This is a genomic window from Agarivorans sp. 1_MG-2023, from assembly GCF_030548385.1.
Lineage (GTDB): Bacteria > Pseudomonadota > Gammaproteobacteria > Enterobacterales > Celerinatantimonadaceae > Agarivorans.
In genome coordinates this window covers 109,765-124,827 of record NZ_JAUOSJ010000002.1, presented here as the reverse complement: position 1 = coordinate 124,827, position 15,063 = coordinate 109,765, and the positions used below count along the sequence as shown (strand labels likewise).

At 43.8% G+C, this 15,063-nt stretch carries 14 protein-coding genes; 12 read left to right on the top strand and 2 right to left on the bottom strand.

What is annotated here, in order from left to right:
* The first annotated feature begins 18 nt into the window (after nt 1-18).
* From Q4592_RS02640 to Q4592_RS02630, 3 genes are all read left to right on the top strand, one after another.
* Nucleotides 19-3,348, top strand: coding sequence for an alpha-amylase family glycosyl hydrolase (locus Q4592_RS02640; protein ID WP_303509435.1), 3,330 nt, complete (start codon nt 19-21; stop codon nt 3,346-3,348).
* Between the two features lie 338 nt (nt 3,349-3,686).
* On the top strand, nt 3,687-4,346 hold the full coding sequence (locus tag Q4592_RS02635) for an NAD(P)H-dependent oxidoreductase (protein WP_137672202.1): 660 nt from the start codon (nt 3,687-3,689) through the stop codon (nt 4,344-4,346).
* A 214-nt stretch (nt 4,347-4,560) separates the two neighbouring features.
* Nucleotides 4,561-4,839, top strand: coding sequence for a peptidylprolyl isomerase (locus Q4592_RS02630; RefSeq protein WP_303509432.1), 279 nt, complete (start codon nt 4,561-4,563; stop codon nt 4,837-4,839).
* Nucleotides 4,840-4,875: 36 nt separating this feature from the next.
* Here the strand turns inward: Q4592_RS02630 and Q4592_RS02625 are convergent, their stop codons facing one another.
* Nucleotides 4,876-5,094, bottom strand: a complete 219-nt coding sequence (locus tag Q4592_RS02625) for a TIGR02450 family Trp-rich protein (RefSeq protein ID WP_137672204.1) — start codon at nt 5,092-5,094, stop codon at nt 4,876-4,878.
* A 174-nt stretch (nt 5,095-5,268) separates the two neighbouring features.
* Here Q4592_RS02625 and Q4592_RS02620 point away from each other — a divergent pair, with 174 nt between their 5' ends.
* Nucleotides 5,269-5,445 carry an ATPase gene (locus tag Q4592_RS02620; protein WP_303509429.1) on the top strand — a complete coding sequence of 59 codons (177 nt, stop codon included), beginning with the start codon at nt 5,269-5,271 and terminating at the stop codon, nt 5,443-5,445.
* 40 nt (nt 5,446-5,485) lie between these two features.
* Here Q4592_RS02620 and Q4592_RS02615 read toward each other — a convergent pair whose 3' ends face one another.
* Complete coding sequence (locus tag Q4592_RS02615) at nt 5,486-6,013, bottom strand: hypothetical protein (protein ID WP_303509426.1); 528 nt, start codon at nt 6,011-6,013, stop codon at nt 5,486-5,488.
* Between the two features lie 664 nt (nt 6,014-6,677).
* Here Q4592_RS02615 and Q4592_RS02610 point away from each other — a divergent pair.
* The 8 genes from Q4592_RS02610 to Q4592_RS02575 all read left to right on the top strand — a co-directional run bounded on the left by Q4592_RS02610 (nt 6,678) and on the right by Q4592_RS02575 (nt 14,951).
* Nucleotides 6,678-7,334, top strand: coding sequence for a hypothetical protein (locus Q4592_RS02610; RefSeq protein ID WP_303509423.1), 657 nt, complete (start codon nt 6,678-6,680; stop codon nt 7,332-7,334).
* A 15-nt stretch (nt 7,335-7,349) separates the two neighbouring features.
* Complete coding sequence (locus Q4592_RS02605; protein ID WP_303509419.1) at nt 7,350-9,668, top strand: EAL domain-containing protein; 2,319 nt, start codon at nt 7,350-7,352, stop codon at nt 9,666-9,668.
* Nucleotides 9,658-10,908, top strand: a complete 1,251-nt coding sequence (locus Q4592_RS02600; RefSeq protein WP_303509416.1) for an outer membrane beta-barrel protein — start codon at nt 9,658-9,660, stop codon at nt 10,906-10,908. Before Q4592_RS02605 ends, Q4592_RS02600 begins: the two co-directional genes overlap by 11 nt.
* A gap of 142 nt (nt 10,909-11,050) precedes the next feature.
* Entirely contained in the window at nt 11,051-11,413 is a 363-nt protein-coding gene (locus Q4592_RS02595) for a hypothetical protein (RefSeq protein ID WP_303509413.1), read from the top strand.
* 3 nt (nt 11,414-11,416) lie between these two features.
* A complete protein-coding gene (locus tag Q4592_RS02590; protein ID WP_303509410.1) occupies nt 11,417-11,728 on the top strand; it encodes a hypothetical protein in 312 nt (103 codons plus the stop codon).
* Between the two features lie 229 nt (nt 11,729-11,957).
* Nucleotides 11,958-12,956, top strand: a complete 999-nt coding sequence (locus Q4592_RS02585; protein ID WP_303509407.1) for a zinc-binding alcohol dehydrogenase family protein — start codon at nt 11,958-11,960, stop codon at nt 12,954-12,956.
* A 265-nt stretch (nt 12,957-13,221) separates the two neighbouring features.
* Nucleotides 13,222-13,512: an excalibur calcium-binding domain-containing protein gene (locus Q4592_RS21795; protein WP_368509290.1), complete on the top strand. Its 291-nt coding sequence runs from the start codon at nt 13,222-13,224 to the stop codon at nt 13,510-13,512.
* 119 nt (nt 13,513-13,631) lie between these two features.
* On the top strand, nt 13,632-14,951 hold the full coding sequence (locus tag Q4592_RS02575) for a ferric reductase-like transmembrane domain-containing protein (protein ID WP_303509405.1): 1,320 nt from the start codon (nt 13,632-13,634) through the stop codon (nt 14,949-14,951).
* Nucleotides 14,952-15,063: the final 112 nt, after the last annotated feature.

Below are 15,063 nucleotides of genomic sequence, written 5' to 3'. Positions count from 1 at the left end.
TTCGAATAAGGAAATGACATGAACAAGGTAGTATTACTTGGTTTGTTAACGGCCTCGCTTTCTGCGCAAGCAGAATGGGAATTCCGTGGCACACCAAATGGTTGGCAAACCACTGCCATGGAACAGGTAAGCAGTACCCAGTTTCAAACCTGCCAAACTTTTGGAAACGATGACCCACGTTTTAAAATAGACCGTTGGGGAGACTGGCAAGAAGCCTACCCTAATGCAGACTACCGCGTATCGGCCGGTAGCCAGCAAATTACCTTTTACAGCGATAGCAAAAACATCGACGTAGTATCGGTAGCCAGCTGTAATAGCAACCAAGCGCCTACTGCGGTTATCTCGCCCGCCAATGCGCAAACTGTAGATGCTGGTACTAGCATCACATTCTCAGGCACCGACTCTAGTGACGCAGACGGCAGTATTGCTAGCTACGCATGGAGCACCGGTGAAACCACTGAATCAATCAGTGTAACCTTCAGCCAAGATCAAACTATCACTTTGCAAGTGACAGATGATCAAGGCGCAGTAAGTAATACCGCCAGCGTAGACATTACCATTGCCGGTGCAGAGCCAGCAGTATGGTGTTTCCGTGGTACCGCAAACGGTTGGGGCCAAACGCCACTAGTACGTAACGCGGCAAGCGGCCTTTACGAATTAACCCAAGCCTTTGCTGGTGAAGAAAGCCCAGCACGCTTTAAAGTAGCGGCTTGTTCAGATAATGGTAGCTGGGGCGAAAACTACCCTAACCAAGATTTCCAAGTGCTTGATAACACCAACTACAACATTAGTTTCAACGCGTCTAGCAAAGAAATTACTGCTGAAGAAGTGATTATTGCCACTAAACCTGAGTTAGCGATTAACCCAGGCAGCAGCGACTTTAGCACCGATACCCTAGCGGTAACCTTGAGCTACAAAGGTGAAAACATCACTTCTAGTAGCTACATGTTAAGCACCACTGGCGGTACTCAAGGCATCGACTTTAGTAACGGCGACATCATAAACATTGGTGGTGAACTAGCCATTGGTGAGTCTGTTGAGTTACAGGTTTATGTAGCCAACCCTCAAGGCTCGGTTATTCAAACTTTCACTTACAACAAAATTGCCGTTCCAGAAACTGGCTTTATTGTTTACTTGAATGCTCCAGCCGATTGGACCCCGTCTATTCATCACTGGGATGCTCTTCCTGCCGGTTCTACACCAGATACAGGTTGGCCTGGCGATAACATGACAGACCTTGGTGAACACTGGTTTGAGTACAAGTTTACCAACAGTGATTCAAGCAAGCTTATCTTTAGTAACCAAGGCAACAGCCAAACCGAAGACTTGTTCCGCGACAAGAATGGTTGTTATACCATTAGCACTCAAAGCTGGACAGATACTTGTGACATACCATCAAACGATGCAAAAGTGAGTATCGACCCTGCGGTAAGTACCTTCTGGACTAACGAAGTAAGCATTACTTTAAACGCTACTGGCGATGACGTTACTGGCGGTTTATATACAACCGACGGCAGTGACCCAGTAAACGGCACAGCATTTACTAGCGGCGCAACAATTTCGGTAGGTAGCAACCTAGCAATAGGTGAGTCTCTACAAGTATGTTTGTATGCAGAAAACACTAGCAGCAAAGCTAACCAGTGTTTCACTATCACTAAAGTTGAGCAGCCTACGGCTTCTGACTTTACTTGGGATAACGCCAACGTTTACTTTGTTATTACCGACCGTTTCAACGACGGTAATTCAAGCAACAACAACTCTTACGGTCGTCCAAGTGTTGATGCAACCGGTAAAAACATTGGTACTTTCCACGGTGGTGACATTGCAGGTTTAACCGCTAAATTAAATGAAGGTTACTTCACTGATTTAGGTATTAACGCCATTTGGTTAACCGCACCTTACGAACAAGCCCATGGCTTTGTGGGTGGCGGTAACGATGGTGATTTTGCTCACTACGCTTACCACGGTTACTACGTACAAGATTACACCAACCTAGACGCTAACATGGGTACGCCTGCAGAGTTTAAAGCTTTTGTAGACAAAGCGCATAGCCAAGGTATTCGTGTAGTCATGGATGTGGTAATGAACCACGCTGGTTACAACACCCTAAAAGACATGGACGAGTTCAGCTATGGTTCTGACACTGCGGGTCCTAATTGGACACCAAGTGCAGGCCAAAACTGGTTTGGTTACCATGACTTTATCAACTATGACGGTGATGAAAACCTATGGTTGAAATGGTGGGGTAAAGATTGGGTACGCGTTGGTTTACCTGGTTACGACCCTTGTGGTAACGACGACTTAACTAAATGTTTGGCTTTCTTGCCAGACTTTAAAACTGAGTCAACTCAACAAGTGGGTATTCCACCGTTCTTAGCCAACAAGTCTACTTTTGGTCAAGCTTACTTAAGTGATTACCAAGCACAAGGCAACAAACGTGTACGTGATTGGATCACTGAGTGGCTAGTACAATACGTGAAAGACTACGGTATTGATGGCTTCCGTGTTGATACTGCAAAACACGTGACTAACGATAACTGGGCATATTTAATTAGTGAGTCTAAATCAGCCTTAAGTGAATGGCGTCAAAACAATCCAAGTGCGCCAGGCGCAGATTGGAACGACGAGTTCTGGGCAACGGCAGAAGTATTTGGCCACGGCCTTGGACAATCTGATTACCATACTCAAGGTGGTTTTGATTCGGTAATTAACTTCAGCTTCAAAGGTGCGATTGATGGCATGGTAAGCAGTGCCGACACCATGTTGAGCGTATTTGCTAGCTACGCAAGCCAAGTAAATGCTTCTACCGACTGGAACTCACTAAGCTATATTTCTAGCCATGATACTGGTGCAGTATTCTACAACGGTGACGATACTCGTCAAAAACGAGCTGGTACCGCATTGTTGTTGTTACCAGGTGGCGTGCAAGTGTTCTACGGTGATGAGCTAGGTCGCGTAAATGGCGACGGTGGTTCTGATGCAGACCAAGGTAGCCGTTCAAGTGTAGATTGGAGTAAGTCTGGCAACAGCGTTCACCAACACTGGCAAAAAGTGGGTCAATTCCGTCGTGATAACCCAGCGGTAGGTGCTGGTCAACACATCAACCTAAGCGGCCAATCTAGCGGTAAAGCGTTTGCCCGTACTTGGACCAACCCAATCTCTGGCGTTAGCAATAATGTAGTCGTGGTTGTAGATGGTTCAGGCCAAGTAAACATCAATGTAGATAGCTACTTTGATGACGGCACTAGCGTGCGCAATGCTTACGATGGCACCATCGCTACAGTAAATGCAGGCAGCGTAAGCTTCTCTGCGGGTAGCGAAGGGTTAATTTTACTCGAAGCGCTATAGTCCAACAGCCTTTACTTTAAAAGTTTGCCGCTCAAGCGATTGAGCGGCTTTTTTGTGTCTAGGCTAACAAGGCCCAATCAATGGTGATTATTGACCGTTCTCAAACCAATGAATGTTCCACCCACTGGAGCTGCTAATTTGGAATATCAACACTGCTATAAACCCTCGAGCCTCCTGCTTTCTCAATTTGTACCTTGGCATCGCTAGGACTTGCGACTCAATAAAATCGTGGATTATGGACTTAAAGAACCATAATGAATGGAGAGAACAGGTCTTTTTCTCAGCATGGCAAGCTCGTAAACTGCGCTCATTGAAATTAATCTCTGAGGAAATACCTAATGTCTCATCCAATCATTAACGATCTAAACAGCCGTTACACTGCTAAAAAATACGATTCAACTAAACGTATTTCTGCAGACGATATGACGGTAATTAAACAAGCGATCCGCTTATCAGCCTCTTCGATTAATTCACAACCTTGGAAGTTCATTGTTATTGAAAGTGAGCAAGCTAAGCAGCGCTTTCACGATAGCTTTGCCAATATGCATCAGTTTAACCAACCGCACGCTAAAGAAGCCTCACACGTTATTTTGTTTGCACATAATCCTCACTTCAGCAAAGACGACTACCGTAAAGTCGTCGATGCAGAGGTAAGCTCAGGCCATTTGCCAGCAGAAATGTACGACAACATGCTAAACGGTGCATTTGGTTTTGTGGAGGCAAATACCGACGAAAGCGGCTTTAACGGCAACTGGACCAAAGCCCAGACCTACATAGCGGTAGGAAACACTTTGCATGTACTTGCTCGTTTGGGCATAGCCTCCACGCCAATGGAAGGCGTTGATCCTGCACTGCTTGGCGAAATATTTGAGCAAGAGCTAAATGGCTATGTATGTGACTTTGCTTTAGCGATTGGCTACCATCTAGATGGTGAAGACTACAATCACGGCCTACCAAAAGCCCGCCTTGCGGAAGAAGACATCATTACTGTTTTGTAAGCGCCAAAGCACTCAAAAAGCTGGCTGCATTGCCAGCTTTTGTGTTTCCTTTTCCCGCACTTTTCACTCGATATAAACCTTATCTGCTCACAAGAACTTGTGTTTCATTTGACACCAACCTAGCTAGCCAACTACATTTGCACACAGCAACGACTCAGTAGCTAGCGTAAGCCGCTAAACCGTAGTTTTATTCATCATATTTAGGAGATTTTTCATGCCAAGAGCAAGTGCACGCCACATCTTAGTAGACACAGAGCAACAATGTTTAGATCTAAAAAAGCAAATTGAAGGTGGAGCAGCATTTACTGATATCGCCAAGCAACATTCAAGCTGCCCATCTGGCGCCAATGGCGGAGAGTTAGGCGAGTTTAACAAAGGCGATATGGTGCCAGAGTTTGATACCGTAGTATTTAACGAAGCACTAAACACCGTGCACGGCCCAGTGAAAACTCAATTTGGTTATCACTTATTAGAAGTAACTAGCCGTAGCTAGCCTGCTTGAATCAAGTGTTGCTTGGCAGCACTTGATTCATTTCCAACCTTGTCGCCACACGCTAAGATCTTTTAACTCTCGCCAATCCAGCTCAAAATCTTGCTTGTTATAAACAGCCTGAATCACGCAACGCTGTACAACTTGAAACTCATCAAGCTCCAATTCCGTTACCATAAAATGCTTCATCTTGTTTATAACTTCACATTTGGTCCACTTACTATGCAGTAAGCGCTTGGGGTTTATTTGATTTTTCATAAGGTTAATTCTTACTCTTAGGCCAGCAAAAAAGCCTGCTGTGTCTACTAAAGCTAACTCTTAAGCCCTACAAAGCGATCACTCTTTCACTAAAATAGTGACTCAATAAAGCCCTGCTATGAATCCACCATTTGCTGGTATACTTAAGCCAGTGAAGTTTTATAGCGAGAAGCAATGATGTTAGATAACCTAAGTATCCCTGAAGGGATCGAAAAAGAGCCTGAGCTACCCGTTCCATCGATGGAAGATCAAAAGAAGATCGTGGCGGAACTAAAGCGCTTGGAAGAAGCGGGCAAATTAACACCAGAGATCTTAGAAGAGTTTATGACAGGTAAACGTAAGCCTGAATAAATCAAATTCAAGGTAGAGCGTTGCTCTACCTTGAATTTGCTTACCAGTGGCGTAATTTTCCAAAAGGCACACTATAACCAACCGTAGTTATCCACTCGTCTTTGGTGAACATAACATCTGCAGTTAAAGCAAAGCCCACATACTTACTATTAAAATACTTTGCAAAACGAATAGGGATCCCCAAGGTATCACTGTCAATTGTGTCCCACTGACCATCATTTTGATAATCTGTAGATACGCGAGTCTTCGCTAATCCTATTTCTATCAGAAACTCGTTTTTACCCGGATAAAAGTATTTTCCAGCCATAAGTCTAAGCGAGTGAGTTTCAATATCACCTTCAGACCTATCACATAAAAAACAATCGAAGCCACCGGTACCACCAAAAGATACCGTATAGTCAGAGAAACTATATCGCATATCTAAACTAGCATTCACACTCGGGTTCCCATAAGACATGCCCGGCTCTAACCAAAAATAGTTTTGCTGCTCTACTGCGCTTTGTTCTTCTGCATGTAGAGGATTTATTGCTGCACAAAGCAGTAAAACCAATAAGCTTATTTTTTTCATCTCTTCCCTTAGCTGTACAACTAATCCTTTATTGGATTTTTATATAAAAACTTGCGAGAGGATTAAAACATAAATAAAACAGGTAGATAAAGACATCTTAAGTGCAAATGTGATGAGATTAGTGATAAATAAATCAAACAGCATTTGAAAAATTGAAATATCGAGTACTTGGCAACTTACTGCGTATATTTAGGGCAACAAAATAAACTAACTCTAGATAGCATTTAGTCTGTTTATAAAAGAACAATTTGTTTGTACCTAGTTACAATTCAATTGAGTGTTCGAATTTTTTGTCACTCAATGCAAAACCTAGCTTACCTAAACGGCCTTTCTTAGAACCACAGATTAATTGGCTAAAGATTTTATCACTGTTGCTATCCCAACTGGCTTTTTGGTCTCGTTGCTTAGCGACTCTTTACCTAGCCAACTTAAGCTAGTTATTTTCCTTCATGCTTCTCAAATACAGCATCAAAGCCTCAATATTTATCAGGTAAGTGGCTAAACTATAAACTGATGGTCAGGGTCACTATTACGTTGTTTTTTTGTGTCTTAGCTTACTAAACATCTCAGCTGCAATTTTTAGTGGGCTTACTAGGTCTTAGTTCTCGGAGAATAAACTCAATTTACCCATTCATCATTCACGACTAGGTGGCAAAGGATGCCGATGAACAAATACTGTTTTACCCTACTTTTTGCACTTCCTTGCATGTTAAGCCAAGCGGCAGAAACTTTTGATTATGCAGTACAGGTGAATAGTCCGGATAACAGCCCAGTACAAGACGTGGTGGTTTACCTCACGCCAATAGGTCACCAACTCCCACACATCAACCAAGCAGCAGTCACCATTGGCCAGCGCGACAAAGCCTTCGTTCCCTACATTAGCGTGGCGCAACGTGGCAGTAAGGTTGATTTTAATAACGATGACAACATTACTCACCACATATATTCGGCAGTGGGAGAAAACAAATTTTCATTTCAAATTAAGGCTGGTGAGCAACACAGTAAGAGCGATTTTAATCACAGCGGCGTAGTGCCTATGGGTTGTAACATTCATGATTGGATGGGCGCTTACTTGCTGCTGGTTGATACGCCTTTATTTAATAAAACAGACTCACAAGGCCGGGCTAACTTTGAACAAGTAAGCGCAGGGGACTACCAGCTTACTGTATGGCACCCTGAGTTAAAAACGGCAGACAAGCAAATTAGCCAAACCATTAGTATTCATCAAACAGGCACTCACGCATTAAACTTGCCCCATGCCTTGGAAGCTGAATTTGAACAACAAAATCCGGATGATTTTGATTTCCTCTCAGACTACTAATTGGCAGGAGCGCCGATGAAAAGTATTAAAACCAAAATTCTGCTGTTGTTTGTTTCACTGCTACTTTTGCTACAAGCGATTTCATTTTGGTCTACTTACGACTCCTTGCGCACAAAAGAACGCATAGCCATCGACTCGCAATTGAGTAAAGCCAAGGCCTTGTTTGATAGTGAGTTTAATCGGCGCGAATTTTACCTCACCAGCTTTGCAGAAACGGTGACCAACGACTACGGCTTAAAAAGTGTGTTTGGCGAAGACCAGCGCAGTGTAGCCATTGCCTTACTTAACCACGGTAAACGCATCAACGCCGACTTAGCCATGGTAGTAACCCCTGCAGGCATAATTGAGCTGCAATTGGTCAATAGTTATCAACACAATCAGAACAAAAAAGTGGTGCGTGGCGCTCAGCAAGGCCAAGCCTTTGGGTTTATGCCAGCCTTAAAACAAGGTCAGTTACCTCCTTATTACGTAATTGGCGAGCAGCTTTATCAGCTACACCTTTCTCCCTTAAAAAGTGGCCCTGCCATTATTGGCTGGGCGGGTTTTGGTTACGAAATATCTACCCCTTTAGCCGAGAGTTTCTTAACGTTAACGGGCTTGCAGGCCGATTTAATTTTGGAGCAACAAAACCGTTGGTCTTTGTTGGGCTCGAGTAACCCGCTTGCAAATATTACCAGTGCTAAAGCTCTAATAAATCCTACTTCCAGCGATGTTATTTCATTAAAACAGCAATATAGCGCTGCGGGTGGCGCTAACTTTTATGTGCTGTTGCACAGCTCTCGTGACAACCTTGTGGCGGTGATTCAGCAAAGCTGGTTACAAATTTTACTCATCACCATACTCACCCTCATCATTTCAATGGTTGCGGCATATTTAATCGCTGATGACATCACTAGGCCTATCAAGTTATTGGTTAAACAAGCTAAACGCCTCGCGGCAGGTGAATACCAAAAGCCAGTGTCAGTTAACGATAAAACCGAACTAGGCCAGTTAGCCAGCGAATTTAATAGCATGCAAGAGAAGGTACTAAATCGTGAACAAGCGATTAAACACCGGCTGCAACACGACCCTCTTACCGAACTGCCTAATCGCCATTGGCTAGCCAGTAAACTGCAAGATTTAACCGAACAAAATAGTGCCCCTTTTGCGCTATTCCATCTCAATATCTGCCGCTTGAAAGAGGTGAACGATACCCTAGGCCATTCAGCGGGAGACCAGCTGATAAAAGAAGCGGGCAAGCGCTTAACGGCCTTACAGAGTGAGCATTTTTTGTGTCACATTGGCGCCGATGAATTTGTATTGATATTACCCAATATCACTCGAGACACTGCCCGTGATGAACTCAATAATATTGCCATGCAAATGCATGAGGGCTGCAACTACCAAGACATGCATTTACAGCTACAGATTCGCGTGGGGGTAGCACTGTATCCTGAGCACAGCCAAGATCCACAAATACTGGTTCAAAAGGCCGACGCCGCCTTAAATCATTGCCGCGAGTCTCGCAGCCACTGTTATATTTACGACCCGAGTACTGATACCAATACAGTTGAACGTTTAAGCCTAATTAACGACTTAAAAAAGGCGATTCAAAGCAATCAGCTCATCTTGCATTACCAGCCCAAGTTCAGCTTTGCCGCAAATAAGATTACCCACGTAGAAGCCTTAGTGCGCTGGCAACACCCAGAGTTGGGAATGATTCCTCCCGATTCGTTCATTGAAATTGCCGAACATACCGGACAAATAAACCCACTCACTCGCTGGGTATTTTTAGAGGCCTTATCACAAAGTTTGGCCTGGAAAGTACAAGGTATCGACATCAACATTGCGATTAATATTTCAGGTGAAAACCTTAAAGATGAGAGCTTTTATAGCTTCATTTGCCAGAATATTGAAAGCAAACAGCTACGCGCTGAATCGTTCACCTTAGAGGTCACTGAAAGTGCCTTGGTCGACGACCCTGAAACCGCAATTGCCTTATTGGCCCGATTCAAAGAGCGCGGTTTTAAACTTTCTATTGACGATTATGGCACTGGTTATTCATCGCTTGCACAGCTAAAACGCTTGCCGGTTCATGAACTCAAAATAGATAAATCTTTCGTCCAAAAATTGGCGATTGACGCCGATGATGCAATTATAGTGAAATCGACCATTGAACTGGCTCATAACATGGGGTTAAGCGTAGTAGCAGAAGGGATAGAAGATTTAGCCAGCCTGCGCTGGTTAGAAAAAGCCAACTGTAACTTAGCGCAAGGTTATTTTATTAGTCGCCCAAAACCAGCCAACGAATTGTACCAATTACTCGCTCAGGAGAGCATAGAGTTTGCCAACTAAGGGATTACTACGCGGCGCTATTGCACTGCTGGCAGTAACGCTACAACAAGCCACCATGGCCACCGAGTTTACTGCCAATGGCATACTCGACTTACGTGCCAGCCAGGTAAACAGTACCGATAGCTACCTAAAAGGTGGCTTTGGTAAGTTTGCTTATTCAAACGGCAGTCATTTGTCTATTGCCCAAGCAGGCTTAGATCTAGGCGCGCACTGGGACAATGGCTTTGCGGCAAAACTGGTGTTAAATGGCTGGTTAGATAACGAAGATAGCGCGCTAGGTTTTAGCGAAGCCTTTGCTAGCTACAAAGGCCTGCCCTCAGAAAACGGCCTGCGCTGGTCCTCTCGTTTAGGCATTATGTACCCCAGTATTTCCTTAGAAAACACCGCTACCGCATGGGCCACACCTTATACTTTAAATGCCTCTAGTTTAAATACTTGGGTGGGTGAAGAGATCCGCACCACCGGCATAGAAGCTAAATTAGAGCGAATAGGTAAGTTTTCAGGCTCAAGCCACAATGTATCCCTAAGCGCCATGCTATTTGTAAACAATGATCCCGCAGGCGCATTATTGGCTTGGCATGGCTGGACAAGCAGTTCTAGACAAACCCTTTATGGGGAAACACGGTCTTTCCCAGAGCTAAAACAGCCCGCACTATCAGATCAGTCACAACGTTCAAATCCGTTTAAAGAGATAGACCACCGACCGGGTTACCACACAAATCTGGATTGGAGCATTCATCGCACTGCTTTATTTCGCCTAGGTTATTACGACAACATGGCTAAACCCTACTTAATTGACGATGGCGATTATGCATGGCGAACCCAGTTTGCTCACTTAGGTGGAAAATGGCGCTTTGCCAAACAATGGCAACTTGTTTGGCAATATATGAATGGATCTACTTTGATGCAGTCGCCCGACCGAGTAGACGCAGTAAATATGGACTTTGCTAACGGCTTTGCCTTGCTCACCCGCAGTTTCAATAAAAAACACCGAGTTAGTGTTCGCGCCGAGGCCTTTAAAAATACCGACCTAGATAATACTCCGCTCGATAACAACAACGAACGCGGCAAAGGGTTTACCTGCGCCTATCAATACCGCGTAAACAAAAACTGGTTTTTAGCTGGCGAGTATCAATGGTTATCTAGCCAGCGACCACAACGGGTTTTGCATGGCTTAGATGAAAACAGTAACGAGCAGCTGTTTCAGCTAGCCGCTCGATATTTCTTTAGCGCCCTTTAAGCGCTTAACTTACAACGAAGAAGTATGTTTTTTACTGACATTTAATGACAAAGCCTTAAGCATACTGACACTCTACACACTGAGATAAATTGCTAACCCTCTATCATGTGATGAATCGCGTTACTGCATTTAAGGACCCCACATGAATGGAATTCTCCGCCTAGCGTCTGTTAGCTTAATCATACTTACTAGCCTTGGTTTAACCGCCTGCAATACCAGCGATAGACTACTCGATCATGTAGATAAACCACAAACAGCAAAAATTTCTTATATTAACGCCCAGCCCAATGCCACCGGTTTTTATCTTAAAAGTGTGGCTTATAGCAGTGATGTATTTGACTCGCGTTTTAGGGTAACCCAGTTAAACTCGGCTAGCGCCAGTAAAGACCTTACCTACCGCTGGATAGAGAGTAACAATGAAAGCCAATTCGCCATTGAAAACAGCAACAGCCGCCTTGAACGAGTAAGAGTAAACAAGCACTTAAATCACAGTGGCAGCTATTAGGTTGTGGCTTGGCACAATAACAATTTGCCACAACTAACCATATTCGAAAAATCGACTATCCATCAACAGAATAACTATTATCTGCGAGTATTCAGTAACAGCCAGCAAGTGTTAAAAGACCAAAGTCGCGACATCAACTTGGCGACGACAGAAGTAGGGAAAGTCACCGACAGCTTTGCCTTTGCCCAATGTAACGACGCAATGTTGGGAGAATACACCTTAGATCTTTGCGCTATTGGTGAGCTGGGCGGTGCATATTTAGTGGTAGCCAATACCAATGGCAGCATCGTGATTGTGGAAGAGCCTCAACCCTAAAGCCACTCTCTGTATTTGTTTTTTAGCATAGCGGCTTAAGGGTTTACTCCAGTAACAGGCTTCATGTAAACGGATAAATCAGTACTTATCGCTATGCAGCTAATCTCTTAACGAGTGTCTCGATTATCAAAATTTAATTGAAAGTGATTTAACTACTACCCAGTTTTTCCAACTGCTAGAGTCAACTACACTGAGTGCATCTACATTTTCGCCCTTAATGGAGTAATCAATGAAAGCCGTAGCCTATCAGCAAGCCCTAGCAATTAACGAAACCTTATCTTTACAAGACATAGAGTTAGACAAGCCCACGGCCAGCGGGAAAGACCTACTGATCAAAGTAGCCGCCGTGTCGGTTAACCCTGTTGATACCAAAATCCGCGCCAATGTCTCTGCCGAGACAGGCCAATGGAAAGTTATTGGTTGGGATGCCGTTGGCACCGTAGAGCAAGTTGGTGACCAAGCCAGTCTATTCAAGGTGGGTGACAAAGTATGGTATGCCGGCGATTTAACCCGCTCAGGTAGCAATGCGGAATACCAATTGGTTGACGAACGCATTGTAAGCTTAGCCCCTACCAGCATTCCTGACGCAAACGCCGCTGCCCTGCCGCTTACCGCCATTACTGCCTGGGAAATGTTGTTCGACCGTTTAGAAGTAAGCCGTGACCAAAACAAATCTATTTTAATTATTGGTGCGGCCGGTGGTGTTGGCTCCATTATGGTTCAACTGGTTAAACAGCTCACCAAGCTTAAGGTTATTGCTACCGCATCTCGTCCGGAAACCCAGGCTTGGCTAAAAGAGCTAGGCGCTGACCAAATCATTAACCATCGTAATCCGCTCAGTGAAGAACTGAAACAAGCCAACGATATTGATTATGTAGTGAGCTTAAACAACACCGATGAACACCTAGCAGAGATTATCAAAGTGATTAAACCACAAGGTAAGTTTGGTTTAATCGACGATCCAAGTAGCTTAGACGTGAAGCTACTTAAGCCTAAAAGCATTTCTCTACATTGGGAGTTCATGTACACCCGCTCAATGTTTGAAACAGAAGACATGATCAAACAACATCAGCTTCTAGGTGAAATAGCACAACTGATTGACCAAGGTAAAATCAAAAGCACTTTAGGTGATCACTTTGGCCAGATAAATGCCGACAACCTAAAGCAAGCGCATGCCTTTATTGAGTCTCAAAAGGCCAAAGGTAAAATTGTGTTAGAAGGTTTTTAAGCGCTGTTTAAACTATTTATTGACAGCAGCCAAGCTAGAATTACCCGTGTAATTTAGCTTGGTTAACTGCCAAATAAGCTCCCTATTTGGCCTTACAACTTCATACCTGCAATCAACAATCAAATGACTACTGTTACATAATCAAAATATGATTTTAAACAATTAATATATAAAACAAATATTTATAGTAAAGCTCTTAGGCTTAGCCAATTGGTATAGGAGGCTTTCCTAAGCTCGACTCAGGCTTACGTGCAAAGAGATTAAAATGAAGAAACTGATACTATGGATGGTAGTTGGATTTGCGGCTTGGAATATCTACACACAACAACAGGTACCTGTAATCACCAATGCTGATTTAGTACTGTTAGATGCTCCAATAAAAAAAGCCTCAAAGCTGCAATCAATATTCACACAACAGTACACTTGTGATGGTAGGCAACACTGTAGCCAAATGTCTTCCTGTGCAGAAGCAACCTTCTTCATTAACAACTGCCCTAATACAAAAATGGACGGTGACAATGATGGAATACCTTGCGAGCGTCAGCATTGTAATTAACGTCGTATTAGGTATTCATAAGTTAATCTCTTAACCTATTTACACTTCTTTACCTGCGCTTTACGTAACTAAAAATTGGCTTGTTTATACTTTCTCTAAGGGATAAGTAAGGCCAAATCATGAGTAAAACAACCGCATCAATTTCACTGTTCATAGCACTACTAAGCCTTTTGTGGCTTCAAGCAGAGCCCAATCTACTGTCCTTTGAAAACTTCTTTCAATGGCGATCTGCACTCATTCAATATAGTGGAATGCTAGCGGTAGGTTTGATGAGCTTAACCATGCTACTAGCCTTGCGTTTGCCCTTTATTGAGCAACTCACCAAAGGTTTAGATAAGTCTTACCGCTTACACAAATACCTAGGCATAGCAGCAGTGGTTACGGGAGCAGTTCATTGGCTGTTAGCCATCATCCCTAAGCAACTGGTAAGAGCTGGAGTGTTAGATAAACCGGTAAGAGGCAGCGGACCGAATAATCCTGACTCTTTGTACGCGCTAGTCAAACCATTAAGAGAGCTAGCCGAGCATGTTGGTGAATGGGCTTTTTATGGCATTGTTGTGTTGGTGATAGTGGCTCTGCTGGGGGTTATTCGCTACAAAGGCTTTCGTTTTTCTCACAAACTGATGTCGGTAGCCTTTTTAGTCATCGCCTTTCACTCGGCAGTATTAATCAAACACAGTTACTGGCCTTACCCAATTACTTACGTTTGCCTAGCGCTGATTTGGGTGGGCAGCGTAGCAGCAATCTACAGCCTGTTAGGGCGTATAGGTAAAACCAAACAACACACCGCCAAAGTGGCTAACTTTAGGCTCTTACCCAAAGACAAAGTGCTAGATTTGCGCTTAAGTGTTCCCAGCTGGCATGGCCACAATAGTGGGCAATTTGCTTTTGTTGGTTTTCCTGGTGAAGAGCCCCACCCTTTTACCATTGCCTCTACGCACACTGGAACGGGTCAATTACGATTTATGATCAAAGAGTTGGGTGACTTTACCGCTAATTTAAAAAACCGCCTTAGCATTGGCCAAGAGCTAAAAATAGAAGGTCCCTACGGTAACTTTGATTTTAGTGACACTGCGCCGCAACTATGGATAGCCGGCGGCATCGGCATAGCCGCTTTTACCGCTATTTTGCAACAGCGCCAAACCATGGATAAACCTCCTCTCGCTAAATTGTATTATTGCAGCGAAACCATAGAGGCGAAGTTTATCGAGGAGTTACAGCACTTAGCGAACGGCGCTCAAGTAGATTTAAAGATTATCGATAACAGCAGCCAAGCATTCTTAAACGCTAACCAACTATTACGCGAAGTCGATGATTTAATGCAACGAAGCATCTGGTTTTGTGGGCCAAGTAAGTTCTCACAATGTTTACAAAATGATTTAGCCAAGCAAGGTTACAACCTCAATCAATTCCATAACGAGTTATTTGAAATGCGCTAGGGCCGAGTAGGCGAAGAATAGGCATAAAAAACCGACTAATAAAAGTCGGTTTTTAACGATCCAGCTTAAGCATTTAGCGTGGTAACGTTGGCTCTCGCATCATGGAGCTTAA